Source organism: Pseudomonas sp. CAN1, from assembly GCF_030462585.1.
Lineage (GTDB): Bacteria > Pseudomonadota > Gammaproteobacteria > Pseudomonadales > Pseudomonadaceae > Pseudomonas.
Window position 1 is genome coordinate 126623 of the sequence record NZ_JASMRU010000003.1, and the last position, 25141, is coordinate 151763.

The 25141-nt window shown below is 67.4% G+C and carries 23 protein-coding genes; 15 read left to right on the top strand and 8 right to left on the bottom strand.

Annotated elements, in window-relative coordinates; genetic code table 11:
• Positions 1 to 58 precede the first annotated feature (58 nt).
• Genes hemL through QO207_RS06155 form a run of 3 tightly spaced genes read right to left on the bottom strand, consistent with a single transcriptional unit; the run spans position 59 to position 2859 of the window.
• Positions 59 to 1345 carry a glutamate-1-semialdehyde 2,1-aminomutase gene (gene hemL / locus QO207_RS06145; protein WP_301531622.1) on the bottom strand — a complete coding sequence of 429 codons (1287 nt, stop codon included), beginning with the start codon at positions 1343 to 1345 and terminating at the stop codon, positions 59 to 61.
• A 41-nt stretch (positions 1346 to 1386) separates the two neighbouring features.
• Positions 1387 to 2016, bottom strand: a complete 630-nt coding sequence (gene thiE / locus QO207_RS06150) for a thiamine phosphate synthase (RefSeq protein WP_301531623.1) — start codon at positions 2014 to 2016, stop codon at positions 1387 to 1389.
• Positions 2017 to 2061: 45 nt separating this feature from the next.
• Positions 2062 to 2859, bottom strand: coding sequence for a hydroxymethylpyrimidine/phosphomethylpyrimidine kinase (locus tag QO207_RS06155; RefSeq protein WP_301531624.1), 798 nt, complete (start codon positions 2857 to 2859; stop codon positions 2062 to 2064).
• 208 nt (positions 2860 to 3067) lie between these two features.
• Between QO207_RS06155 and QO207_RS06160 the strand changes: the two genes are divergently transcribed.
• Positions 3068 to 5458: a hybrid sensor histidine kinase/response regulator gene (locus QO207_RS06160; RefSeq protein ID WP_301531625.1), complete on the top strand. Its 2391-nt coding sequence runs from the start codon at positions 3068 to 3070 to the stop codon at positions 5456 to 5458.
• Between the two features lie 240 nt (positions 5459 to 5698).
• Here QO207_RS06160 and QO207_RS06165 read toward each other — a convergent pair whose 3' ends face one another.
• Both QO207_RS06165 and QO207_RS06170 read right to left on the bottom strand, forming a co-directional pair.
• Positions 5699 to 6718 carry a branched-chain amino acid aminotransferase gene (locus tag QO207_RS06165; protein ID WP_301531626.1) on the bottom strand — a complete coding sequence of 340 codons (1020 nt, stop codon included), beginning with the start codon at positions 6716 to 6718 and terminating at the stop codon, positions 5699 to 5701.
• A gap of 389 nt (positions 6719 to 7107) precedes the next feature.
• The gene (locus tag QO207_RS06170; protein WP_301531627.1) at positions 7108 to 7923 is read right to left on the bottom strand and encodes an IclR family transcriptional regulator; all 816 of its coding nucleotides are present in this window, start codon (positions 7921 to 7923) and stop codon (positions 7108 to 7110) included.
• A 141-nt stretch (positions 7924 to 8064) separates the two neighbouring features.
• Here QO207_RS06170 and QO207_RS06175 point away from each other — a divergent pair, with 141 nt between their 5' ends.
• The 14 genes from QO207_RS06175 to QO207_RS06240 all read left to right on the top strand — a co-directional run bounded on the left by QO207_RS06175 (position 8065) and on the right by QO207_RS06240 (position 23713).
• Positions 8065 to 8451, top strand: a complete 387-nt coding sequence (locus QO207_RS06175) for a Zn-ribbon domain-containing OB-fold protein (RefSeq protein WP_301531628.1) — start codon at positions 8065 to 8067, stop codon at positions 8449 to 8451.
• Positions 8448 to 9599 (top strand): thiolase, encoded by a 1152-nt coding sequence (locus tag QO207_RS06180; protein ID WP_301531629.1) that lies wholly within the window; start codon positions 8448 to 8450, stop codon positions 9597 to 9599. Before QO207_RS06175 ends, QO207_RS06180 begins: the two co-directional genes overlap by 4 nt.
• 112 nt (positions 9600 to 9711) lie before the next feature.
• Entirely contained in the window at positions 9712 to 11847 is a 2136-nt protein-coding gene (locus QO207_RS06185) for an acetate--CoA ligase family protein (RefSeq protein ID WP_301531630.1), read from the top strand.
• Positions 11831 to 12712, top strand: a complete 882-nt coding sequence (locus QO207_RS06190) for a MaoC/PaaZ C-terminal domain-containing protein (protein ID WP_301531631.1) — start codon at positions 11831 to 11833, stop codon at positions 12710 to 12712. Before QO207_RS06185 ends, QO207_RS06190 begins: the two co-directional genes overlap by 17 nt.
• A 39-nt stretch (positions 12713 to 12751) precedes the next feature.
• Entirely contained in the window at positions 12752 to 14110 is a 1359-nt protein-coding gene (locus tag QO207_RS06195) for an MFS transporter (protein ID WP_301531632.1), read from the top strand.
• A 50-nt stretch (positions 14111 to 14160) separates the two neighbouring features.
• Positions 14161 to 14565, top strand: a complete 405-nt coding sequence (locus tag QO207_RS06200; protein ID WP_301531814.1) for a PaaI family thioesterase — start codon at positions 14161 to 14163, stop codon at positions 14563 to 14565.
• A 4-nt stretch (positions 14566 to 14569) separates the two neighbouring features.
• The gene (locus tag QO207_RS06205; RefSeq protein ID WP_301531633.1) at positions 14570 to 15628 is read left to right on the top strand and encodes an acyl-CoA dehydrogenase family protein; all 1059 of its coding nucleotides are present in this window, start codon (positions 14570 to 14572) and stop codon (positions 15626 to 15628) included.
• An 8-nt stretch (positions 15629 to 15636) separates the two neighbouring features.
• Positions 15637 to 16392 carry an enoyl-CoA hydratase/isomerase family protein gene (locus tag QO207_RS06210; protein WP_301531815.1) on the top strand — a complete coding sequence of 252 codons (756 nt, stop codon included), beginning with the start codon at positions 15637 to 15639 and terminating at the stop codon, positions 16390 to 16392.
• A 16-nt stretch (positions 16393 to 16408) separates the two neighbouring features.
• A complete protein-coding gene (locus QO207_RS06215; RefSeq protein ID WP_301531634.1) occupies positions 16409 to 17554 on the top strand; it encodes an acyl-CoA dehydrogenase family protein in 1146 nt (381 codons plus the stop codon).
• A gap of 49 nt (positions 17555 to 17603) precedes the next feature.
• Positions 17604 to 18521: an SDR family NAD(P)-dependent oxidoreductase gene (locus QO207_RS06220; RefSeq protein WP_015475457.1), complete on the top strand. Its 918-nt coding sequence runs from the start codon at positions 17604 to 17606 to the stop codon at positions 18519 to 18521.
• A gap of 19 nt (positions 18522 to 18540) precedes the next feature.
• Positions 18541 to 19518: an NADH:ubiquinone reductase gene (locus QO207_RS06225; protein WP_192290446.1), complete on the top strand. Its 978-nt coding sequence runs from the start codon at positions 18541 to 18543 to the stop codon at positions 19516 to 19518.
• 245 nt (positions 19519 to 19763) lie between these two features.
• Complete coding sequence (locus tag QO207_RS06230) at positions 19764 to 21014, top strand: OprD family porin (protein ID WP_301531635.1); 1251 nt, start codon at positions 19764 to 19766, stop codon at positions 21012 to 21014.
• Positions 21015 to 21398: 384 nt separating this feature from the next.
• Positions 21399 to 22067: a TetR/AcrR family transcriptional regulator gene (locus tag QO207_RS06235; protein ID WP_301531636.1), complete on the top strand. Its 669-nt coding sequence runs from the start codon at positions 21399 to 21401 to the stop codon at positions 22065 to 22067.
• The gene (locus QO207_RS06240) at positions 22064 to 23713 is read left to right on the top strand and encodes an acyl-CoA dehydrogenase family protein (RefSeq protein WP_301531637.1); all 1650 of its coding nucleotides are present in this window, start codon (positions 22064 to 22066) and stop codon (positions 23711 to 23713) included. Before QO207_RS06235 ends, QO207_RS06240 begins: the two co-directional genes overlap by 4 nt.
• Positions 23714 to 23739: 26 nt before the next feature.
• Here QO207_RS06240 and QO207_RS06245 read toward each other — a convergent pair whose 3' ends face one another.
• The 3 genes from QO207_RS06245 to QO207_RS06255 form a co-directional block, all read right to left on the bottom strand.
• Positions 23740 to 24039: a HigA family addiction module antitoxin gene (locus QO207_RS06245; protein ID WP_301531638.1), complete on the bottom strand. Its 300-nt coding sequence runs from the start codon at positions 24037 to 24039 to the stop codon at positions 23740 to 23742.
• 12 nt (positions 24040 to 24051) lie between these two features.
• Positions 24052 to 24330 carry a type II toxin-antitoxin system RelE/ParE family toxin gene (locus QO207_RS06250; protein WP_301531639.1) on the bottom strand — a complete coding sequence of 93 codons (279 nt, stop codon included), beginning with the start codon at positions 24328 to 24330 and terminating at the stop codon, positions 24052 to 24054.
• Positions 24331 to 24523: 193 nt separating this feature from the next.
• On the bottom strand, positions 24524 to 25033 hold the full coding sequence (locus QO207_RS06255; RefSeq protein WP_301531640.1) for a Bro-N domain-containing protein: 510 nt from the start codon (positions 25031 to 25033) through the stop codon (positions 24524 to 24526).
• Positions 25034 to 25141 lie beyond the last annotated feature (108 nt).

The following is a 25141-nucleotide window of genomic DNA, read 5'->3' on the forward strand; positions in this document are numbered from 1 at the left end:
CAGCGCAGAGCGGAAGGCGCCCGGATGGGCGCCTTCGCGAGGGTGCCGCCTGGCGCAGTTACTTCAGCGCGGCGAAGGCGCGCTCGGCGGCGTCCAGAGTCAGCTTCAGCTCGGTTTCGCCGTGGGCGATGGAGGTGAAGCCGGCCTCGAAGGCGCTCGGCGCGAGGTAGACTCCAGCGTCCAGCATCAGGTGGAAGAAGCGCTTGAAGCGTTCCGCATCGCTGGTCATCACGTCATCGAAGGTGACGATGGCATCGGCGCCGGTGAAGTACAGGCCGAACATCGCGGCGCCCGCCTGGGTGGTCACGAACGGAATACCGGCAGCGTCGGCGCGCTCCTGCAGGCCCTGCAGCATGCGGGTGGTGTAGGTGGTCAGCTCGTCGTGGAAGCCGGCGCGGCTGATCAGGCGCAGGGTGGTCAGGCCGGCGGCCATGGCCAGCGGGTTACCTGACAGGGTACCGGCCTGGTAGACCGGGCCGAGCGGGGAGATCTGCTCCATGATCTCGCGCTTGCCACCGAAGGCGCCCACCGGCATGCCGCCGCCGATGATCTTGCCGAAGGTCGACAGGTCCGGGATGATGCCGTAGTGCGCCTGGGCGCCGCCCAGGGCCACGCGGAAGCCGGTCATCACTTCGTCGAAGATCAGCACCACGCCGTGCTTGTCGCACAGGCTGCGCAGGCCTTCGAGGAAGCCCGGCGCCGGCGGCACGCAGTTCATGTTGCCGGCGACCGGCTCGACGATGATGCAGGCCACGTCCTTGCCGACTTCGGCCAGGGTCTTCTCGACGGCGGCGATGTCGTTGTAGGGCAGGGTCAGGGTGTGTTTGGCGAAGGCTGCCGGCACGCCCGGGGAGTTCGGTACGCCGAAGGTCAGGGCGCCGGAGCCGGCTTTTACCAGCAGGCTGTCCGAGTGACCGTGGTAGCAGCCCTCGAACTTGATGATGCTGTCGCGGCCGGTGTAGCCACGGGCCAGGCGGATGGCGCTCATGGTGGCTTCGGTGCCGGAGCTGACCATGCGCACCATGTCCATGGACGGCACCAGGGAGCAGACCAGGTCGGCCATTTCCACTTCCAGCGCGGTCGGCGCGCCGTAGGACAGGCCGTGGTCGAGCTGCTTGCGCACCGCGTCGAGCACATCCGGGTGGCTGTGGCCGAGGATCATCGGGCCCCAGGAGCCGACGTAGTCGACGTAGCGCTTGTCATCCTCGTCCACCACGTAGGCGCCTTCCGCGTGCTTGAAGAACAGCGGGGTGCCTCCGACGCTCTTGAACGCGCGCACCGGCGAGTTCACGCCACCGGGGATGTGTTTCTGGGCATTGGCGAAAAGCGTTTCGGAACGGGACATGGTGTACCTCGCGAAGCTGTGAAGGGCCGGGCGCGTGGCGCTCAGCGGGTTTCGAAGAGTTGGCTGAAGGCGCGCGCACGCTGTTCGACTTCGGCCGGAGAGTCGGCGGCGAACAGGGCGTGGATCACGGCGATCATGTCGGCGCCGCGGGCGATCAGCTCGGGCGCGTTATCCAGGGTCACACCGCCGATGGCTACCAGCGGCACGTTGAAGCGGGCCTTGGCCTGTTCCAGCAGTTCGACGCTGGCGGCGGAGGCGCCGGGTTTGGTCTGGGAGGCGAAGAAGCGGCCGAAGGCGACGTAGCTGGCGCCCTCGGCGATGGCTTTTTCGGCCATATCGAGGCTGGCGTGGCAGGTGCCGCCGATGACCGCGTTGCGGCCGAGCAGGGCGCGGGCGGCGGCCAGCGAGCCGTCGGTCTGCCCCAGGTGCACGCTGACGCCCAGGCGCGCGGCCAGTTCGGCGTCGTCGTTGATCAGCAGCGTGGCGCCATGGCGTGCGCAAAGCTCGCGCAGCGCCTCGGCTTCGCGCAGGCGGCGCGAGGCGTCGTCGGACTTGTCGCGGTACTGCAGCAGTTTCGCTCCGCCCTTGAGGGCGGCTTCGACGTAGGGCAGCAGACGGCCGCCGTCGAGCAGCTGGCTGTCGGTGATGGCGTAGAGTCCGCGCAGTTTCATCACTACCTCGATTTCACGCGCCCGCTGCGGCGGGCGCCTTGCGTATTAAGAGCAGAAGTCCAGCGGCAGGCGGCGCGGCACGTACTGGCCGTGGCCGGGCGCTTCCGCGTCGCGCAGGGTGCGCCAGGTGTAGTCCAGGGCGCTGCGTACCGCGCTTACCAGTTCCTCGCCCAGGGCCAGGCGGCCGGCGAGGGTGCTCGCCAGGGTGCAGCCCGAACCGTGGTAGCTGCCGGGCAGGCGCTGGCAGGTGAAGGTGTGGCGCTGGCCGTCACGGGTGTACAGGCGATTGTGCACTTCGGATTCGTCGCCGTGGCCGCCGGTGATCAGCAGGGTCTGTATATAAGGCAGCAGCTTGTCGGCGCATTCGTCCGCCGTGCCTTCGGGCAGTTCGGCGAGGATGCGCGCCTCGGGCAGGTTAGGCGTGGCCACCGCGGCAATCGGCAGCAGGCGTTCGCGCATGGCGTAGCCGACATCGTCCTTGCCCAGCGAACCGCCGCCGCCGGCGCGCAGTACCGGGTCGCAGACCAGCGGGATGCCCGGCAGGGATTGCATGATCTCGACCACCGTGTCGACCATCTGCACCGAGCCGAGCATGCCCAGCTTGACCGCGGCCACCGACAGGTCGGCGATCACCGCGTTGGCCTGGGCCAGCACCCATTCGCGGTCGAGCACGCGGAAGTCGGAAACGTTGACGGTATCCTGAACGGTCAGCGCGGTGACGGCGGGCGCCGCGTGGCAGCCTTGGGCGATCAGGGCTTCGATATCGGCCTGCAGGCCGGCACCGCCACTGGGGTCGTGGCCGGACAGGCAGAGCACTACGGGTCGGGAGGCAGGTGTTTTCATGGCGCGGGAGCTTATCACCAAAATGCGCCGCTGAGCTGACCGAACGGTCCGATTGGCGCCGCCCGGCCAGGGCCTGCCCGGATGGTCGAATGCCACGGGGCACAAGGCCTGTGCTAGAGTTCGCCGATTCCAACACAACGCCACCACAGGGCGCCAAAGCGGGAGATGGGGATCTCCGGCGCGGCTGTCGGCGGCACTGCGGGGCACCATGCGGCACTGGCTGATCTTCCTGATCCTTCTCATTCTCTCGCCAGTGGCGAGCGCCATCAGCTTCGACGAGCACGTCGGGCAATTGCCCCTGGGGCGGGCGATGGATGTCTTCGAGGACGTGCGCGGCACCGCCGACATCGCCGAGATCAGCTCGCCCGCGCTGGCTGCCAGCTTCCGCCGTCATGAGCGCGACGTACTGAATGCCGGCTATTCGCGCTCGGTGTTCTGGCTGCGCCTGGACCTCGACTATCAACCGAAGCCTTCGCGCGACCCGGCCAACTGGCTGCTGGAGCTGGCCTACCCGCCGCTGGACAAGCTCGACCTCTACCTGCCCGACGGCCAGGGCGGCTTCAAGCTCGCCCAGCGCACCGGCGACACGCTGCCGTTCGACAGCCGGCCGATCCGCCAGAACAACTACCTGTTCGACCTCAAGCTGGAGCCGGGCAAGCCGTTGCGCGTCTACCTGCGCCTGGAAAGCCAGGGCTCGATCCAGGCGCCGCTGACGCTCTGGTCGTCCAAGGCCTACCTGGAAGAGCAGCCGGGGCGCATCTACGTGCTGGGCATCATCTACGGCGTGCTGCTGGTGATGCTGATCTACAACCTGTTCATCTTCCTCAGCGTCCGCGATACCAGCTACCTCTACTACATCCTCTATATCGCCTCGTTCGGCCTCTACCAGATCTCGGTGAACGGCGCCGGCATCGAGTACTTCTGGCCGAACAATCCCTGGTGGGCAAATGCTTCCACGCCGTTCCTGATCGGCTCGGCGGGGCTGTTCGGCTGTCAGTTCGCCCGCAGTTTCCTGCACACCCGCGAACACAGCCTGTGGATCGACCGCATCCTGCGCGTGCTGATGGGCGTGGGCGCGCTGGTGATGGTGCTGGCGCTGACCGTCAGCTATGCCATCGCCCTGCGTCTGGCTACCTACCTGGCGCTGGCCTTCACCGTGGTGATCTTCACTGCCGGCATCCTCGCCTGGCTGCGCGGCATGCGCGTGGCGCGCTACTTCATCTTCGCCTGGAGCGCCTTCCTGCTCGGCGGCATCATCAACACGCTGATGGTGCTGGGCCTGCTGCCGAACGTCTTCCTGACCATGTACGCCAGCCAGATCGGCTCGGCGCTGGAGGTCGGCCTGCTGTCGCTGGCGCTGGCCGACCGCATCAACGCCATGAAGGAAGAGCGTACGCGCATCCTCCAGGAAACCAGCCGCAAGCTGGAGCAACTGAACCTGGAGCTGGCCAGCAGCAACCGCCTGAAGGACGAATTCCTTGCCACCGTCACCCACGAACTGCGCACACCGATGAGCGGGGTGATCGGTTCGCTGGAGCTGATGCAGACGGTGCCCATGGACGTCGAACTGGCCCAGTACCACAAGACCGCCAGCGGCTCGGCGCGCGACATGATGCGCATGGTCAACGACATCCTCGCGCTGATCGAGCTGCAGGCCGGCAAGCTCTACCCGCGCCGCGAGCCGTTCAGCCTGCGCGGCCTGTGCGACGGGCTGCGCGCGCAGTACGCGCCGCGCGCCGAGGAGCGCGGGTTGCGCTTCGTCCTGCAGCTGGACGAAAGCCTGCCCGATACCCTCGAAGGCGACGCCGGCAAGCTGGCTCAGGCGCTGAACTACCTGATCGACAACGCCATCAAGTTCACCCACCAGGGTGGCGTCAACCTGCGCGTCAACGGCACGCCGAATGCCGAAGGGCTGGCGCTGCGCATCGAAGTGCAGGACAGCGGCATCGGTTTCTCCACGCCGGCGGACGGGGCGCTGTACCAGCGCTTCTTCCAGCTCGACGGTTCGCTGACCCGCGAATACGGCGGTCTCGGCATCGGCCTGGCGCTGTGTCGCAAGCTGGTGGCGTTGCTGGGCGGCGAGCTGGTTCACGAATCGGTGCCGGGGCAGGGCAGCCGCTTCACGCTGACCCTGCAGGTCGGCCAGCCAGCCCAGGGCATCGCGCCGCCGCCTCGGCGTGCCGGTGGCCAGGCAATGCGCAGCCCGGACCAGTGCACCGTGCTGGTGGTGGAGGACAACGCCATCAACCAGTTGGTGATCCGCGGCATGCTGCTCAAGCTCGGCTACCGCGTGCGCACCGCCGACAACGGCGCCGAGGCCATCGAGCTGCTGCGCCGGGAGACCGTCGACACCGTGCTGCTGGACTGCCAGATGCCGGTGATGGATGGCTTCGCCACCTGCCGGGCGATCCGCACTTTGCCGCGTTGCGCGGACCTGCCGGTACTGGCCATCACCGCTCACAGTCACAGTGGCGACCGCGAGCGCTGCCTGGCCGCCGGGATGAGCGACTACATGGCCAAGCCGGTGAAGTTCGAGGAACTGCAGACCCTGCTGCATGACTGGTTGCTGTGCCAGCCGGCGCTGCCCAGTTCGGCCTGATCGCCACGTCCCGCTGGGGGCGTAGTGCGTGCCGGCGGAGTTCGTCCGTGATGCTTCTGCGCGGTTCGGTTCGGTTCGCGAGCAAGCTCGCTCCTACGAAGAGCGTGTCGCGGCTGACCTGTAGGAGCGAGCTTGCTCGCGAACCGTTCTGGCGCCGGGCTCACCTCTATCGAACCCCAAAGAAAAACGCCGCGATCCCTTGCGGCATCGCGGCGTTCGTTCTTTAGCGGGCTGTCAGGCTCAGACCTTGACGACCCAGCCCTCCGGGCCTTCCACGTCACCCTTCTGGATGCCGGTCAGCTCTTCGTAGAGGCGGCGGGTCACCGGGCCGACGTCGTCGCGGCTGAAGAACACGTGCAGGTTGTCCTTGTACTGGATGCCGCCGATCGGGGTGATCACCGCGGCGGTACCGCAGGCGCCGGCTTCCTTGAAGCGCGCCAGGTCGTCGATGTGCACGTCGCCTTCGACCACTTTCAGGCCCAGGCGCTGTTCGGCCAGCTGCATCAGCGACAGGCGGGTGATGCCCGGCAGCACGGAGCTGGAGCGCGGGGTGACGAACTCGTTGTCCTGGGTGATGGCGAAGAAGTTCGCCGAGCCCACTTCCTCGATGCGGCTGTGGGTGGCCGGGTCGAGGTAGATGCAGTCGGCGAAGCCGTCTTTCTTGGCCTGGGCGCCGGGCATCAGGCTGGCGGCGTAGTTGCCGCCGACCTTGGCGGCGCCGGTGCCGTTGGGGGCGGCGCGGTCGTAGGTGGAGATCACGAAGTCATGGGGCTTCATGCCGCCCTTGAAGTAGGCGCCGACGGGGATGCAGAACACCGAGAAGATGAATTCCGGAGCCGGGCGCACGCCGATGTTGTCGCCCACGCCGATCACGAACGGGCGCAGGTACAGCGCGCCGCCGGAGCCGTACGGCGGAATGAAGCGCTCGTTGGCGCGCACGACCTGCTTGCAGGCCTCGATGAACTGCGCCTCGGAAACTTGCGGCATCAGTACGCGGGCGCAGCTGCGGGCCATGCGCGCGGCGTTCTGGTCCGGGCGGAACAGGTTGATCGAGCCGTCCTTGCAGCGGTAGGCCTTCAGACCTTCGAAGCACTGCTGGCCGTAGTGCAGGGCCGAGGAGCCTTCACTGATGTGCAGGGTGTTGTCTTCGGTCAGCTTGCCGTCGTCCCACAGACCATCGCGCCAGTGGGAGATGTAGCGGAAGTCGGTCTTGATGTAATCGAATCCGAGCGTGCCCCAATCGATGTCTTTCTGTTCCATGGTTGCCTCATTCAAAGGGATTACCTGCGGCTGCCGCGAGCCATGCGAGGCCGGCGAACATCCGGGCAGAGGGTTTGGCGGGCTCTGGCAGCGGGCGCGGGCTGAATCGACCAGGGATTCGGCTGCGGGGCGGGAACGATCGTTCGCCGCGGGATGGTCACCGCCAGGACTCCATCAAGACCTGCCATGATACCGGCGATATTCGCGGCTGTGGGCACCGGCCCGCGAATATCGCTGCCATCAGTCGCTTCGGGAACCGAGCGACAGGGCGACGGCTGACAGCCTGTTCCTTCCGCTGCTGCGCGCGTCGCCTTCCTATATAGGGAGGTGCCACCCAGGAATTGGCATTAATTTGTGAATGCCTTTTCCTATGCTGAATGTTGTTCGTCTTATTCCGGCGATTCGACCGGCTTCTGCGGGAACAGCGAGCGACTGATGAATCGCGCGGTTTCATGCAGGCTGGCGCCGATCTGCTCCAGCTTCTCGCGCTCGTGCTGGGCGCTGATGCCGATGCCGGAAATGATGAAGCGCGGCTGCCGTTCGTGGTCGGTGATGGCGCTGGCGACCATGCTGACGCCGCGATAGAGATGGTCCTGGTCGATGGCCCAGCCGTGCTCCAGGGCGCCGGCGGCGTCGCGGTGGTATTCCTCGAAGCTCGGCGGACTTTCCCAGCGTACGCGGGTCAGGCGGCGGCGCAGTTCGTCGTCCGGAAGATTGCGCAGGCCGGCGATGCAGCGGCCGGCGGCGCCTACCAGCTCCGGCAGGCGCGAGCCGATGGCGACGTTGACGTGGGCCACGGTGGGCGCGGACACGGCGATCACGCGGATGTGTGCGTCATCGGTCACCTGCCACAGGGTGATCAGTATCTGGTGGCTGGTGCTCAGTCGCTCCAGTTCCGGCTGGATCAGGTCGGCGTAGCTGCGGCCGATGAAGCTCACCGCCAGCTCCGACAGGCCCAGGCCCAGGCGGTAGGTCTTGGTCTCGTTGTCGAACGAGGTCAGCTGCTCGTTGCTCAGCGTGCGCAGGATATTGAAGGTGGTGCTCGGGCTGATACCGGTAGCGCGGGCGATGGCGGTCGCGCCCTCGGGGCCTTCGGCGTTGGCCAGGTGGCGGAGGATCTGGATGGCGTTCACCACGGCGCCGACATCCTTGGCGCTGCCGGTGCGTTTGCTGCTGGCTTCTTCGACGGTCTTTTCAGTGGTCATATTCTGTATTCTGATTGACATTCAGTATTGTGAATGTATTCTGACCCTGCGACGCCTGCAACGGCTTCTTTCAAGCTGGCTTGGCATGGGCGGTAACGCACTTTGCAACAAAGGCAGAACAAGAACAAAGGAGAAACCTCGATGGTGGATTTCCCCGACCGCAACATGCCAGGGCCAGAGGCGCAGTACCTTGCCTTCCTCGCCCAGGGTCGCTTCATGTTGCAGCGCAGCGCCTCCACCGGCCAGCACGTGTTCTACCCGCGCACCCAGGTGCCGGGCAGCGGCGAGACGGACCTGGAATGGGTCCCCGCCAGTGGCCTGGGCACCCTTTATGCCCTGACCGTCAACCGCGCCCGCAGCGGTGACTACAACATCGCCCTGATCGACCTCGACGAAGGTGTGCGCATGATGTCGCGCATCGAAGGTCATCTCAGCCTGCCCATCGGCACCCGCGTCAAGGCGCGCATCGCCCAGCAGGACAGCGGCCCCGCCGTGGTCTTCGAGCCGCTGGCGGAGGTGCAGGCATGAGCCAGGTTCTACGCGGCAAGACCGCCATCGTCGGCATCGGCAGCGCCGGTATCGGCGAAGCCCACGGCTACAGCGCCATGGAACTGCTCGGCCAGGCCTCGCTGAAGGCCATCGCCGATGCCGGGCTGAAACTCTCGGACATCGACGCGGTGTTCTCGGCCACCAGCTCCCACGCCTTCCCGACCCTCTCGGTCTGCGAGTACCTGGGCATCAAGCCGAAGTTCGTCGATGGCACCAACGTCGGCGGCTCCAGCTTCGAACTGCATCTGTTGCAGGCGACCCTGGCCCTGGAGGCCGGCCTGTGCGACGCGGCACTGATCTGCTACGGCTCCAACCAGCGCACCGCCGGCGGCAAGCTGGTATCGATGAGCGAGCCGCAGTGGCACGAGACGCCCTACCAGCCGCGCCATCCGATCACCGCCTACGGCCTCGCTGCCAGCCGCCACATGCACCAGTACGGCACCACCCGTGAGCACCTGGCCGAAGTGGCCGTTGCCGCTCGGGGCTGGGCCAACCTCAACCCGGAAGCCTTCGCCCGTGGCCCGCTGAGCATCGACGAAGTGCTCGCCGCGCGGATGATCAGCGACCCGCTGAGCAAGGCCGACTGCTGCCTGGTCACCGATGGCGGCGGCGCCTGCGTGATGGTCCGCGCCGACCGTGCGCGCGACCTGCCCAGGGCGCCGATCTACTTCCTCGGCGCCGCCGGTGCGCAGTGGCATCGCTCCATCGTGTCGATGCCCGACCTCACCGTCACCGCTGCCTCCGAGAGTGGCCCGCGGGCCATGCAGATGGCCGGGGTGAAGCACTCGGACATCGACCTGGTGATGGTCTACGACGCCTTCACCATCAATACGATCCTGTTCCTCGAAGACCTCGGCTTCTGCCCGAAGGGCGAGGGCGGTCGCTTCGTCCAGGGCGGGCGTATCGCCCCCGGCGGCAAGCTGGCGGTGAACACCAACGGCGGCGGGCTGTCCTGTGTGCATCCGGGCATGTACGGCATGTTCCTGATCATCGAGGCGGTCACCCAGTTGCGCCGCCAGGCCGGTGAGCGCCAGTTGAAGAAGGCCGACGTGGCACTGCTGCACGGCAACGGCGGGACCTTGTCCAGCCAGGTCACCGCGCTGCTCGGCACCCAAGCGGTGCTTTGACATTCGGGCACAACGCTCCCGGTGGCTGCTTCGCGCAGCACGCCGTGGACGCGCTCGCCCTCGCGCCGGCAGACAAGCTCCCGGCACCCGCAATCTGTTCAGGTGGAACGTCATGTCAGTGAGTCACTTGCAACACACCGGTTTCTCCAGCCTCACCCCCCTGGTGCAGCCGCGCTCGGTGGCCGTGGTCGGTGCCTCCAGCGACCCGCACCGCATCGGCGGCCGCCCCATTGCCTACATGCTGCGCAACGGCTTTTCCGGACGCATCCTGCCGGTGAACCCCAACCGTACCGAAATCCAGGGCCTGCCGGCCTACGCCAGCGTCGACGCGCTGCCCGAGGCGCCGGACGTGGCGATCATCGCGGTGCCGGCGCCGCAGGTGCTGGAGACCGTCCAGGCGCTGGGTCGCAAGGGCGCGCGCAGCGCCATCGTGTTCTCCTCCGGTTTCAGTGAAGTCGGCGAGGAGGGCGTGGCCATGCAGGACGCCATCGTCGAAGCCGCCCGTGTGGCCAACATGCGCCTGCTGGGGCCGAACGCACTGGGCGTGTTTAACGCCAACCTGGGCTACTACGCCTTCTTCTCCACCAGCCTGGAACGCGGCATTCCGCTGGCCGGGCGGGTCGGCATCGCCACCCAGTCCGGCGCCTACGGCGCACACCTGCTCGGCCTGTCGCGGCAGCGCGGGCTGGGCACGCCGATCTGCGTCGCCACCGGCAACGAGGCCGACGTCACCCTGGGCGACGCCATCGGCTGGCTGGTGGAGTCGCCGGAGATCGACGTGGTGATGGCCTACGCCGAATCCATCCGCAACGTCGACAGCTTCCTCGCCGCCCTCGAAGCGGCCCACCGCGCGGGCAAGCCGGTGATCCTGCACAAGGTCGGACGCAGCGAACTGGGCGGCCGCGCCGCCATGTCGCACACCGCCTCCCTGGCCGGTGACGACAAGGTGCTCGACGCAGTGCTGGCCGACTATGCGGTGGTGCGTGCGCGCACCACCGAGGAACTGGTGGACATCGCCTACCTCGCCACCCAGCGCATCTACCCGGTGAACAACAGCCTGGGGATGATCACCGTCAGCGGCGGTGCCGGCATCATCGTCAGCGACGCTGCCGAGGACGTCGGCCTGGCCATGCCGCCGATGCCCGAAGCGGCCCAGGCGCGCCTGAAGCAGCGCCTGCACTACGCCTCGCCGTTGAATCCGGTGGATTGCACCGCCCAGGCGCTGAACGACCTGAGCCTGGTGCACGACTTCACCGAATCCATGGTGGTGGACGGCGGCTACCGCTCGCTGATCGCCTTCTTCACCCAGGCCGGCACCGCTGCCTCCATCGGCCCGCGCCTGGCCGAGCAGTTCGCGCGGATCAAGGCCGATCACCCGGACCGCCTGTTCGTGGTCTCGGTGATGGGTGAGGGGGAGGAGCTGGCGCCGTACCAGAAGGCCGGCTTCGCCCTGTTCGAGGACCCGACCCGCGCGGTTCGCGCGATCCAGGCCATGGGGCAGCTGGGCGAAGCCTTCGCCCGACCGTTGCGCAAGATTCCCGTACCCGGCGGCGTCGAGCTGCCGACCAGCACGCCCGGTGAGGCCGAAGCCAAGCAACTGCTGGCGCGCGCCGGCATCGAATCCGCGCCCGAGCGCGTGCTGAAAAACGCTGTGGAAGCCGCCGCGTTCGCCGAGCAGATCGGCTTCCCGGTGGTGCTGAAAATCGCCTCGGCAGACATCCTGCACAAGTCGGAAATCGGCGGCGTGCTGCTCAACGTCAGCAGCGCTCAGGCAGTACGCGAGGGCTACGACCTGCTGCTCCAGCGAGCAGCTGAACATGCGCCGAATGCCCGTCTCGACGGCGTGCTGGTGGCCCGTCAACTGCAGGGCGGCGTCGAGTGCTTCATGGGCATCCAGCGCGACCCGCAGTTCGGCCCGGTGGCGGTGTTCGGTCTCGGCGGCATCTTCGTCGAAGTGCTCAAGGACGTGGTGTTCCGCCGCTGCCCGTTCGGCGTCGACGAGGCCGAGCAGATGATCCGCAGCATCAAGGGCGCACCGCTGCTGCTGGGCGCCCGTGGCCGTCCGGTGACGGACATCAAGGCGCTGTCGCGGGTGCTCGCGCAGCTCTCGCAGTTCGCTGCCGAGGCCGGCCCGCGCCTGCGTTCGGTGGACCTCAACCCGGTCTTCGCCATGCCCGAGGGGCAGGGCGCCTGGGCCGCCGACGCGGTGCTGGAAGTGGAGGAGGTGACCCATGGCGCTGAATCCTGAGCACCTGCTGAACTACCCGATTCCGGAAGTGCGGCAGCGTTTCAGCCGCCATGACAGCGCCTTCTACGCGCTGTCGGTGGGTCTCGGTGCGGACCCGATGGACGAGCACCAGCTGACCTTCGTCGATGCCAATCGCGAGCTCCAGGCGCTGCCCTGCATGGCCGTGGTACTCGGCCATCCCGGCTTCTGGCTGGGTAACCCGGACACCGGCGTCGATGCCCTGCGTCTGGTCCACGGCGAGCAGAGCATCGAGTGGCTGAAACCGCTGCCGGTGGAAGGCGAAGTGATCGGCCGCACCCGCGTCACCGGCCTGGTCGACAAGGGCGCCGGCAAGGGCGCGCTGCTCTACAGCGAGAAGGTCGTCAGCGACGCGCAGAGCGGCGAAGTGCTGGCGATTGCCCGCGGCACCACCTTCCTGCGTGGTGATGGCGGCTTCGGCGGCGACAGCCAGTCGCTGAGCCAGCCGCACCGCCTGCCTGAGCAGGTGCCGGACCTGGTCATCGACCTGCCGACGCGCCCGGAACAGGCACTGCACTACCGCTTGAACGGCGACGACAACCCGATCCATGCCAGCCCGGCGGCGGCTGCTCGCGGTGGTTTCCCGCGGCCGATCCTGCATGGCCTGTGCACCCTTGGCGTGGCCTTCCACGCGCTGCTGCGCGGCTTCGCCGACTACCGCGCGGAGCGCTTCGCTCACCTGCAGGTGCGCTTTTCCGCACCGGTGTTCCCCGGCGAAACCCTGCGTACGGAAATCTGGAATGACGGCTCCTTCCGCACCCGCGTCGTCGAGCGCGACGTGGTGGTGCTGGACAACGGCCGCGTGAGCCTGACCCCGGACATTGGAGAACCAGCCGGGCGGGCCTAGCGCGACGAAGACCTCAACCAACCTGCGAGAACAACAACAATGAACGCACCCGACAGCTTGGCCCAGGGCACCGCGATACCGCGGCGGACCCTGGTGATCGCCTTCCTCTTCTGCTTCCTGGGTCTGCTCGCCGACGGCGCCGACCTGATGTTCCTCGCCTACAGCCTCAACAGCCTCAAGGCCGAGTTCGGCCTGAGCAACTTCGAGGCCGGCTCGCTGGGCAGCATCACCCTGGCCGGCATGGCCATCGGCGGCATCTACGGTGGCTGGGCGTGCGACCGCTTCGGCCGGGTGCGCGTGGTCACCTGGACCATCCTGGTGTTCTCCGTGGGCACCGCGCTGCTGGGGATGGCGCACAACTTCTGGGCCTTCGCGCTGATCCGCTTCGTCTCCTCGCTGGGCCTGGGTTCGCTGTTCGTGGCCTGCAACATCCTGATGTCCGAGTTCGTCACCGCCAAGTACCGCACCACCATCCTGGCGACCATGCAGGCCGGCTGGACCGTGGGCTACCTGGTGGCGACCATCCTCGCCGGGCAGATCATCCCGGACTACGGCTGGCGCGCGCTGTTCTTCACCGCCATCGGTGCGGCGCTGATCTGCCTGGCGCTGCGGCCCTGGGTGCCGGAGTCGCCGTCCTGGCTCGCAGCCCGCGCGCAACGGGTACAGCAGGCCGGCAGTCGTCAGCAGAGCGCGCCCAGCGGCGGCATGCGCCAGCTGCTGGTCGATCCGTCGACGCGGCGCATGTTCCTGCTCTGGAGCATCACTTCGTGCTTCCTGCTGTTCGGCTACTACGGCACCAACAACTGGATGCCCTCGTACCTGGAAAGCGAGCTGGGCATGAACTTCAAGTCCATGACCGGCTACATGGTCGGCACCTACACCGCGATGATCCTCGGCAAGGTGCTCGCCGGCATCGCCTCGGACCGCTTCGGCCGTCGCGCCACCTTCGCCGCCGGCGCCATCGGCACTGCGATCTTCATGCCGGTGATCGTGTTCTGGCACACGCCGGACAACATCGTCTGGATCCTCGCGCTGTTCGGCTTCATCTACGGCGTGCCGGTGGGCGTGCTGGCCACCTACATGACCGAGAGCTTCTCCACCCAGGTGCGCGGCGCTGCCGTGGGCACCTCCTACAACCTCGGCCGCATCGGCGCGGCAGTGGCCCCGGCGGCCATCGGCCTGCTGGCCTCGCACGTGTCCATCGGCGCGGGCTTCCTGGTGATGGGCATCACCTACGTCATCACCGGCCTGATCCCCGCACTGATGATCCCCAACCGCCTGTATGACCCGAACCGCGAGGCGCGCAGCCCGCAACCCGCCGCGGCTCCGACGCGCACGGCGGTGCAGGGCGCTGCTCGCCCGCTGGGCCAACCCGTCACGGAGGAAAGCGTTCGATGACCGATCTGACTGCCACCCCGGCTGCTACCCAGCCGGCCAGTGGACTGGAGATGTTCCCCAGCGACCGCTTCACCTTCCAGGAATTCCTCGGCCTGGAGCGCTGGGTCGACGGCGACGTGGTGCGGGTGCGACTGGGCCATCGCCCGGAGCTGATGAACTACATCGGCAGCTTCCACGGCGGCGTGCTGATGAGTGTGCTCGACGCCGCCATGGCCGGGGCGATCCGCGCGCAGATGCCGGGCTGCTCGATGGTCACCATCGACATGGCCACCCATTTCATGGGCAGCACCAGCGGCGAGATCAACGCCGTCGGCCGGGTACTGCGGCGCACCCGCACGCTGTGTTTCTGCGCGGCGGAAATCTTCGACGAAGCCGGCGAGCTGGTTGCCAGCGCCACCGGCAGTTTCAAGTACCGGCCCGCTGCGGCCGGCACTGTTCAACCGACACGGGAATGACGAAATGACCGACAACACCGCGATGGCCGAGGAGCGCGAGGAGCGCCTGCGGATGATCCGTGACAGCGCCGCCTCCCTGGTGCCGCGTGGCGGCGATATGGGCCGGGTGCGCCGCCTGCGCTTCCAGCAACAGGGTCTCGACCGCGACGCCTGGGCCGAAGTCTGCGCCATGGGCTGGCCGGGCCTGCGCCTGGCCGAGGAACTGGGCGGCAGTGGCCTGGGCATGAGCGAGTACACCGCGCTGCTGGAAGAACTCGGCCGCGGCCTGCTGCCCGAACCACTGATCGAGGCGAGCCTGGTCGCGCCCCTGCTGCCCGCCGCTGAGCGCGATGCATTGCTGGCTGGCGAGCGGCTGATCCTGCCTGCGGGCATCGGCTATGAAGCTGGCGCCGCCTTGCCGGTGCTGCATGACGGCCAACTGCGCGGCGAGATCGCCCATGTGGCTCAGGGGGCTGCCGCTGATGCGTGGCTGGTGGCTTGCAACGCCGGCCTCGCGCTGGTGCAGCGCAATGCCGAAGGGCTGAGCGTGCATCAGGAGCCGACCCAGGACGGCGGCCACCTGGCGCGCCTGCGCTTCGACGGCACGCCCGCGCAAGTGGTCGAAGCCTCTCCCGCTGCCCTCGACGAATCGGCACTGGCTTGCGCGGCCTACCTGGTCGGGCTGATGGACGCAGCCTTCGAACAGACCCGCGACTACCTCGGTGTGCGCCGCCAGTTCGGCCGCGAGATCGGCAGCTTCCAGTCGCTGCAGCACCGCATGGTCGACCTGAAACTGCAGATCGAACTGGCCCGCGCCATCGTCGGCGAAGCGGCCGCAGCGCTGGACGAAGGCGCGCCGGCCGCACAGGTGCAGCGCCTGGTGTCCACCGCCAAGGTGCGCGCCGCCGAAGCGGCCATGCTGGTGACCCGCCAGGCGATCCAGCTGCACGGCGGCATCGGCTACACCGACGAGGCCGACATCGGCCTGTTCCTGCGCCGCGCCATGGTGCTGCTCAACAGCCAGGGTTCGCTGGCCTTCCACCGGGCGCGCTACATCGGCCTGCTGCATGCGGAGGTGGCGTGATGAGCGAGATGCTGATTCAGGAGACCCTCGGCTCGGTGCGCCTGCTGCGCTTCAACAATCCGGCGCGGCGCAATGCGCTGTCTCCCGCCCTGCGCGCCGAGCTGCTCGAAGCGCTGCGCGAAGCGGACGCCGATCCCGTCGTGCGCAGCGTGGTCCTTACCGGTTCCGCGGAAGTCTTCAGCGCCGGCGGCGACCTCAGCGACATGCACGTCACCGACCTCAACGCCGGCCGCGTACGCATGCAGAAGAACGCCGACCTGATCCGCCAGATGCTGCGCATGGGCAAGCCGATCATCGCCGCCATCGAAGGCTGGGCGGTGGGTGCCGGGCTGTCGGTGGCGCTGGCCTGCGACAGCCTGGTGTGCGGCGGCACGGCGCGCTTCGCTGCCGGCTTCGGCAAGGTCGGACTGATCGCCGATCTCGGCCAGCTGCACACCCTGCCGGCGCGCATCGGCATCGGCCGTGCGCGGCAGGTGCTGATGTTCGGCCAGGTCATCGAAGCCGAGGAAGCGCAGCGCATCGGCCTGGTGGACCAGCTCACCGCACCGGGTGCCGCGCTGGACGCCGCCCTCGCGCTGGCCGCCAAGGTCGAGCAACAGGCACCGCTGCCACTGGCCCTGACCAAGGCCCTGCTGGCCGACGGCCTGGAGCTGCTGCTCGAACGCGAAGGCGATTTCCAGAGCCAGCTGTTCCTCAGCGCCGACCATGCCGAAGGCAAGGCGGCCTTCCTCGACAAACGTTCCCCGAATTTTCGGGGCCAGTAATCCAGAGAGCCGTGACATGACCGATTACAACGCCCTGAGCGATGACGAATTCCGCCATCAGGTGCGCGACTGGGTCGCCGCCAACTACCCGCAGCGCATCCGCAACCCGGCCCACCGCCTGGGCCGCGACGACACCTGGGAGTGGTACCAGGCGCTGTCGAAAAAAGGCTGGCTGTGCCCCGGCTGGCCGGTGCAGTTCGGCGGCATGGGCCTCGCCGCCGGCAAGCAGCTGATCATGATCGAGGAGATGGAGAACTACGGCTGCGCGCGCCTGCCCGACAGCGGCATCACCATGCTCGGCCCGCTGCTGATCCGCTACGGCAGCGACGCCCAGCGCGAGCGCTTCCTGCCGCGCATCCTCAGCGGCGAAGACATCTGGTGCCAGGGCTACAGCGAACCCAATGCCGGCTCCGACCTCGCCAGCCTGCGGACCGAGGCGGTGCTGCGTGACGGCGAGTGGGTGATCAACGGCCAGAAGACCTGGACCACCATGGGCACCGAGGCCAACTGGATCTTCGTGCTGGCGCGCACCGAGCGCAGCGCCAAGGCGCAGCAGGGCATCAGCTTCCTGCTGGTGCCGATGGACAGCCCCGGCGTCGAGGTGCGGCCGATCCTCAACCTGGAACTGCAGGGCGAGTTCTGCGAGGTGTTCTTCAACGACGTGCGTGTGCCGGAAGAGAACCTCGTCGGCGCGGTCAACCACGGCTGGGGCATGGCCAAGGCGCTGCTCGGCTTCGAGCGCATCTTCCTCGGCTCGCCAAAACAGGCCACCTTCGCCCTCGAACGCCTGGTACGCCTGGCCCGTCACCAGGGCCTGTGGGACGACCCGGTGTTCGCCCAGCGCTTCGCCGCGCTGAGCATGGACCTGGACTGCCACAAGGCGCTCTACGAGCGCTTCGCCGAACGCCTGCGGCGCGGCGAGGAACTGGGCCCGGACGTTTCCCTGCTGAAGATCCACCAGTCCGAGCTGTACCAGCGCATCAGCGAGCTGGGACTGGAGATCGCCGGGGCGGACTCGGCGCTGCTCAACCCCTTCGCCGACGATGCCGAGCTGCATCCGGCGGGCATCTTCATCCAGTCGCGGCCGACCACCATCTACGGCGGCACCAACGAAATCCAGCGCAACATCCTGGCCAAGGCCGTGCTCGGCCTGCCGAGCTGATCGTGCGCGCATCCAACTCCCTGATTGAACGAACAGTAAGGAATCAGCAATGACCCAACGACTCAACGAAGGCAAGGTAGCGATCGTCACCGGCGCCGGTGGTGGCATCGGCCGCGAGATCGCCCTGGCCCTGGCCGACAGCGGCGCGCGGGTACTGATCAACGATATCGGCGTGTCCCTGCAGGGCGAGGGCGGCTCGGCGTCCCCGGCCGAGGAAACCCTCGGGCTGATCCGCCAGCGCGGCGGCGATGGCGCCATCAACACCGACAGCGTGTCGGACTGGGACAGCGCCCGGCGCATCGTCTCCAGCGCCATCGACGCCTTCGGCCGCGTCGACATCGTGGTGAACAACGCCGGCATCCTGCGCGACACCATCTTCCACAAGATGAGCGCCGAGGACTGGCTGTCGGTGATCAACGTGCACCTCAACGGCAGCTTCTTCGTCAGCCGCGCCGCCGCCGAGCACTTCCGCGCGCAGAACAGCGGCGCCTTCGTGCACATGACCAGCACCTCGGGGCTGATCGGCAACTTCGGCCAGGCCAACTACTCGGCGGCCAAGCTCGGCATCGTCGCGCTGAGCAAGTCCATCGCCCTCGACATGCAGCGCTACAACGTGCGCTCCAACTGCATCGCGCCGTTCGCCTGGAGCCGCATGACCGACTCCATTCCGGCCGAGACACCGGAGCAGAAGGCGCGGGTGGAAAACCTGCAGCGCATGACCCCGGACAAGAACGCGCCGCTGGCCGTCTACCTCGCTTCCGACGCCGCCAGTGCGGTCAACGGCCAGGTGTTCGCCGCGCGCAACCACGAGATCTTCCTGATGAGCCAGAGCCGCCCGTTGCGCAGCGTGCACAGCGACAACGGCTGGACGCCGCAGAGCATCGCCGAGCACGGCATGCCCGCGCTGCGTGGCAGCTTCATGGACCTGGCGCGCAGCCCGGACGTGTTCTCCTGGGACCCGATCTGACCCGGCGGAGGGCAGGCGCATGTTCAAGACCCGATTCACCGAAACCTTCGGCGTCGAACACCCGATCATGCAGGGCGGCATGCAGTGGGTGGGGCGCGCCGAGATGGCCGCGGCGGTGGCCAACGCCGGCGGGCTGGCAACGCTCTCGGCGCTGACCCAGCCGACCCCGCAGGCGCTGGCCGACGAGATCGCGCGCTGCCGCGAACTCACCGACAAGCCCTTCGGTGTCAACCTCACGCTGCTGCCGACGCAGAAGCCGATCCCCTATGCCGAGTACCGCGCGGCAATCATCGAGGGCGGTATCGGCGTGGTCGAAACCGCTGGCAACAATCCCGGCGAGCACATCGCCGAGTTCCGCCAGCACGGCATCAAGGTGATCCACAAATGCACTGCCGTGCGCCATGCGCTCAAGGCCGAGCAGCTGGGTGTGGATGCGGTGTCAATCGACGGCTTCGAGTGCGCCGGCCATCCGGGCGAGGACGACATTCCCGGCCTGGTTCTGCTGCCCGCCGCAGCCAACCGGCTGCGCGTGCCGATCATCGCCTCCGGTGGCTTCGCCGACGGCCGCGGGCTGGTGGCGGCGCTGGCGCTGGGGGCCGATGCGATCAACATGGGCACACGCTTCCTCAGCACCCGCGAGTGCCCGATCCACCCGCAGGTCAAGGCAGCCATCCGCGCGGCGGACGAGCGCTCCACGGACGTGATCATGCGTTCGCTGCGCAACAGCGCGCGGGTCGCGCGCAACGCCATCAGCCAGGAAGTGCTGGCCATCGAGGCGCGCGGCAACGCCACCTACGCCGACATCGCCACACTGGTCAGCGGCCTGCGCGGGCGCACCGTCTACGAGCAGGGCGACACCGATCTCGGCATCTGGTCGGCGGGCATGGTCCAGGGCCTGATCGATGACGAACCCAGCTGCGAGGAACTGCTGCGCGACATTGTTGAACAGGCGCGGCAACTGATCCGCCAGCGACTGGAGGGGTTGCTCACCCAGTGATTTTCAATGTGGCGGCGTGGGAGCAACCGCGAACGTCTGGGGGACTGTAGCGGGGTTCTCCCTCTCCCTAACCCTCTCCCTGAAGGGAGAGGGGACCGTCCGGTGCAGGATGACACCACTGCATCAGCCGGCACGGTCAGCTCCCTCTCCCTTCAGGGAGAGGGCGGGGGAGAGGGCAGGCCCAGGCACAGATTCTCAGGCAGAGCGGCGCCGCCTTCACCTCACCTGAAGAAGAGACAACAACAATGAAAAATCTTCCCGTACGGGCGCTCGTTTCGAGCTTCGCCTGCCTGCCCCTGTTCGCCCACGCGGACTCCATCGCGGACAGCAAGGCGAGCCTGGAACTGCGCAATTTCTACTTCAACCGCGACTACCGCCAGAGCGGTGCCGCGCAGTCGAAATCCGAGGAATGGGCGCAGGGTTTCCTGCTGCGCTTCGAGTCGGGTTACACCGAAGGCACGGTGGGCGTGGGCGTCGACGCGCTCGGCCTGCTGGGGCTCAAGCTGGACTCCAGCCCCGACCGCACCGGCTCCGGCCTGCTGCCGTACTCGGCCAGCGACAAGCGCGCCGCCGACGATTACAGCTCCCTGGGCGTGACCGCCAAGCTGCGCGCCTCGAAAAGCACGCTGAAGGTCGGCACCCTGCTGCCCAAGCTGCCGGTGGTGCAGTACAACGACACCCGCCTGGCGCCGCAGACCTTCACTGGCGGCCTCGCCGAGGTGAACGAGATCGACGGCCTCACCGCGCAACTCGGCCAGCTGCGCCAGGTCAAGCAGCGCGACTCGACCAACGACGAAGACCTGTCGATGACCCGCGGCAACAAGCGCAACATCGTGCTCGGCAGCCACACCAGCAGCGACCGCTTCAACCTCGCCGGCGGCACCTACCGCTGGACCGACAACCTCAGCACCAGCTACCACTACGGCGGCCTGGAAAACTTCTACCGCCAGCACTACCTGAGCGTGGTGCACACCCTGTCGATCGCCGAGGGCCAGTCGCTCAAGTCGGATATCCGCTGGGCGCGCTCCACCGATGACGGCGGCAGCAACGTCGACAACCGCGCGTTCAACGCGCTGTTCACCTACCGCATCGGCGGCAGCGGTTTCGGCGTCGGCTACCAGCGCATGTCCGGCGACACCGGCTTCGCCTACCTCAGCGGCACCGACCCGTACCTGACCAACTTCGTGCAGATCGGCGACTTCGCCAACAAGGACGAACGCTCCTGGCAGGCGCGCTACGACTACGACTTCGCCGGCCTCGGGCTGCCCGGCCTGACCTTCATGACCCGCTACCTGCAGGGCGACCACATCGACCTGCTGAACGGGCAGGGGCGCGGCAAGGAATGGGAGCGCGACACCGACATCGGCTACGTGGTGCAGACCGGGCCGCTGAAGAACCTCGGCTTCAAGGTGCGCAACGGCGCCTTCCGCAGCGACTTCGGCAACGACATCGACGAGACGCGGGTGATCGTCAGCTATCAGATGCCGCTCTGGTAGACCTCGCCCTGGGCGTAATGCTGTTCATTGAAAGAACACCGCAGTTCTAACTGGATCTGCGGTGTTTCTATCGGTCTTTCTGAGAGGTCCGTACCTGCGCATCCCCTCACCCCATCCCTCTCCCAAGGGGAGAGGGGGCTGTCCGTGCCGGCTGACGTGGTGGTTTCATCCTGCACCCAACGCTCCCCTCTCCCGTTTGGGGAGCGGGGCGCGCAGCCAGGGTTAGGGTGAGGGGCTCTTGCAGTTCGAGGAGTTCAGTGACCAGCATTACGCTATTGGCGGCGGTTTGGCCAGAATCGCTCCGCCCGTGGCGGGAATGTCCCTTTCAGCAAAGGTCTGAACCGTGATTCACTGAATTTCATGCAGTGAATCCGGATTCAGATCATGGCCTACCGACACTCCCCAGCGCGGCTGCAAAAGGACGGCGAGCTGCGCGAACGCATCCTCAAGCTGGCGCTGGCGCGGGTCGCCGACGGCGGATTCGCCGCCCTGACCATGCAGAGCCTGGCGGACGACGCCGGCATCGCCACCGGCAGCCTCTACCGGTACTTCAGCGGCAAGGGCGAACTGGCCGCCGAGGTCTTCGCTCGCGCCAGCCAGCGAGAGGTCGATTCCCTCGGTGCGCAGCTGAAAGCCACTGGCAGCCCGTCCGAACGCCTGAGTCGCGGCCTGCATCAGTTCGCCGCCCGCGCCTGGGGCAGCCGCCGCCTGGCCTTTGCGCTGATCGCCGAACCGGTCGACCCGGAAGTGGACGAGCAGCGCCTGATCTACCGCGAAGCCTACGCCGCACTGTTCGTCACCCTGCTGGAGCAGGGCATCGCCGCCGGCGAATTCCAGCCCCAGCCGGTGCAGCTCACCGCCGCCTGCCTGGTTGGCGCCATCGCCGAAGCCCTGATCGGCCCGCTTTCGCCGCCCGCCCGCGCCGCGCGGGATGCCGGCCAATCCAGCGTTTCCCTGGAGGACGTCAGCGACGCCCTCGCCAGCTTCTGCCTGCGCGCCGTCGGCGCATCCACATCTGCCTCGCCCACGCCTGTTATGGAGGACCAGCCATGATCCCGCACCAGTACGCCGAAACCCACGAAGTGACCAACCAGGTGCCGCCGCTGGACGGCGCCAACCTCTATCGCGTCGACGTGCCGCTGCAGGAATGGGTGCGCCGTTACGGCGGCGGCTGGGCCGAACAGAAACTCGACGCCTATGGCGCGCTGGCCGGCGGGCCGCTGATGGCGGCGGGCTTCCTCGCCAACGAGAACAAGCCGGTATTCAAGTCCCACGACCGCTTCGGTCACCGCGTCGACCTGGTGGAGTTCCACCCGGCCTACCACGAGCTGATGCGCGCGGCCGTCGAAGCCGGCCTGCCCTCCATGCCCTGGACCGACCCGCGCGCCGGCGCCCACGTCGCCCGCGCCGGCATGAGCTACCTGCACAGCCAGGCCGAAGCCGGCACCGGCTGCCCGCTGACCATGACCTTCGCCAGCGTGCCCGCCCTGCGCCTGCAGCCGGACCTCGCCGAGAAGTGGCTGCCGAAGATCCTCTCCACCGAATACGACCCGCGCAACCTGCCCATCGAGCAGAAGACCGGCGCTACCATCGGCATGGCCATGACCGAGAAGCAGGGCGGCACCGACGTGCGCGCCAACACCACGCGCGCCTACCCGGTGGGCATCCCCGGCCCGGGCCAGGCCTACGAACTGGTCGGGCACAAATGGTTCTGCTCGGCGCCCATGTGCGACGCCTTCCTCACCCTGGCCTACACCGACAAGGGCCTGACCTGCTTCCTGCTGCCGCGCCACCGCCCGGACGGCAGCCGCAACGAGTTCTACATCCAGCGCCTGAAGAACAAGCTGGGCAACTGGTCGAACGCCTCCAGCGAAGTGGAATACCGCGGCGCGCTGGCCTGGATGGTCGGCGAGGAAGGTCGTGGCGTGCCCACCATCATCGAGATGGTCGCCATGACCCGCTTCGACTGCATGGTCGGCTCCAGCTCGCTGATGCGCCAGGCGCTGACCCAGGCCGCGCACCACTGCGCCTACCGCCAGGTCGGCGGCCGTGTGCTGGCCGAGCAGCCACTGATGCAGAACGTGCTGGCTGACCTCGCCCTGGAAAGCGAAGCCGCGCTGGCCCTGACCATGCGCATGGGCCGCGCGCTGGACAATCTGCACGACGAGCAGGAAGACAAGTTCGCCCGCCTGGTCACCGCCGTGGGCAAGTACTGGATCTGCAAACGCGCCCCCGCGATGATCAACGAGGCCGCCGAATGCCTGGGCGGCGCCGGCTACGTCGAGGACACCATCCTCCCGCGCCTGTACCGCGAAGCGCCGGTCAACTCCACCTGGGAAGGCTCCGGCAACGTGCAGTGCCTGGACGTGCTGCGCGCGCTGTCGAAGGAGCCGGGCGTGCTCGATGCACTATTCACCGAGCTCGGCGACGGCCACGGCGACGCGCGCCTGGCTTCGTTCATCGGCAACCTCAAGGCCTCCTTCGCCGACACCCAGGACATCCAGTACCGCGCCCGCCAGCTCACCGAAAACGTCGCCATCGCCCTGCAGGCCAAGCTGTTGCTGGAGGCGGGCAACTCGGTGGTTTCCGACGCCTTCATCGCCAGCCGCCTCGACGACGGCGGCCGCGTCTACGGGACCCTGCCGCGCGGGGTGGAGGTGGAAGCCCTGGTGGCGCGGGCGACGCCGCATCTGGCGTGAAGTTGAACCATGGGCTCAGGGCGGTGCTATGCCGCCCTTGGCTTGATCTCGTCGATGATCTGCTGTCCCGATTCCATCTCCGCGACGCGTAGATCGAAGGCTGTCTGCAGGTTGACCCACGATTGAGCGTCACCTCCGAAGTAGCGTGCCAGGCGCAGCGCAGTGTCTGCCGTGATGCTGCGACGTTCGTTGACGATCTCGTGGATTCGGGTAGCGGGAACTCGCAGGGCTGTGGCCAAGGCGTTGGCCGACATTTCCAGCGGTGCCAGATATTCCTCCCGGAGGATTTCGCCCGGGTGAACCGGGCGCATGCGATTTTGCGTCATGTCTGTTTACCTTCAGTGGTAGTCCACTATCTCAACGTCGTGCACGTTGCCATCGACCCAGCGAAAGCAGATTCTCCATTGCCCGTTGATGCGGATGCTGTACTGGCCGGCCCTGCTACCCTGCAGCCCTTCCAGGCGATTGCCCGGTGGCGACCTGAGAAAGTCCAGCGTCGCAGCGGCATCCAGCATCTGCAGCTTCCGTTCCGCCTGAGCCTGAAAGGCTCTGAAAGCTTTCGGACAGGCCCCTTCGAACAGCGCTTGCGTGTGTTTGCAGGCGAACGACGTGATCATGGAGATACGGTATCATGGTGTGCGTATAACGCAATGCGTAATACGTATCGCGTTATATCGTCGATGAGATCGCGTAGTGACATGACTTCGGGCTCCTCAGGGGCGACGTGTACTCGGTTTAGTAGGGCGGATAACGCGTCAGCGTTATCCGCCGGGGAGGTTCCGGCGGATAACCTGTTCCAGGTTATGCGCCCTACGGGAACGTCAGGCGCCAGCGCAAGGCGCGCCACCAGCCGGCACGTGGGGATGCGCCGGGCTTGGGTTGCAGGAGCTGCGGCACGTCGCTGTAGCGGACCCAGAGCTGGTCGTTCCATTCCAGCAGGGCGATGTCGCGGCTTTCCCAGCGCAGCAGGGAGCAGCGTGGCTGCTGGGCGGGGAGGGTGGGGCCGCGGAGGGCGGGGATGACCTCGTTGGTGATCCACTGCCGCAGGCTGCGGTTTTCTGCGTGCCGGTAGCGAGTGAGCAACGTGAAGAAGCCGGCCTCGCTGACCAGCCAGGTGTCTTCTTCACCGCTTTGGGTTTGCAGGCGCACCTGGCGGCGCAGGTCGGCATCAAGGCGGTGCTGGGTGAAATGCTCTGCTGGACAGCTCATCAGCGTGCCCAGATCGCGGGCGGCGAACCATGGCTGGTTTTCGAGCATCAGGGCGCGGAGGGAGCGCTGATGGCGTATGAATACTAAAGGGGTGTAGCCGTCTTCGTTCATATAGGTACCCATTCGATTTGAAGTGAAGGTACCTGCCGCCCGTCGCCGTCAATCGAAGGGTGGCAGATCGCGCGGGGTTGACGGACCGGCAGACGGACAAACCGGCAG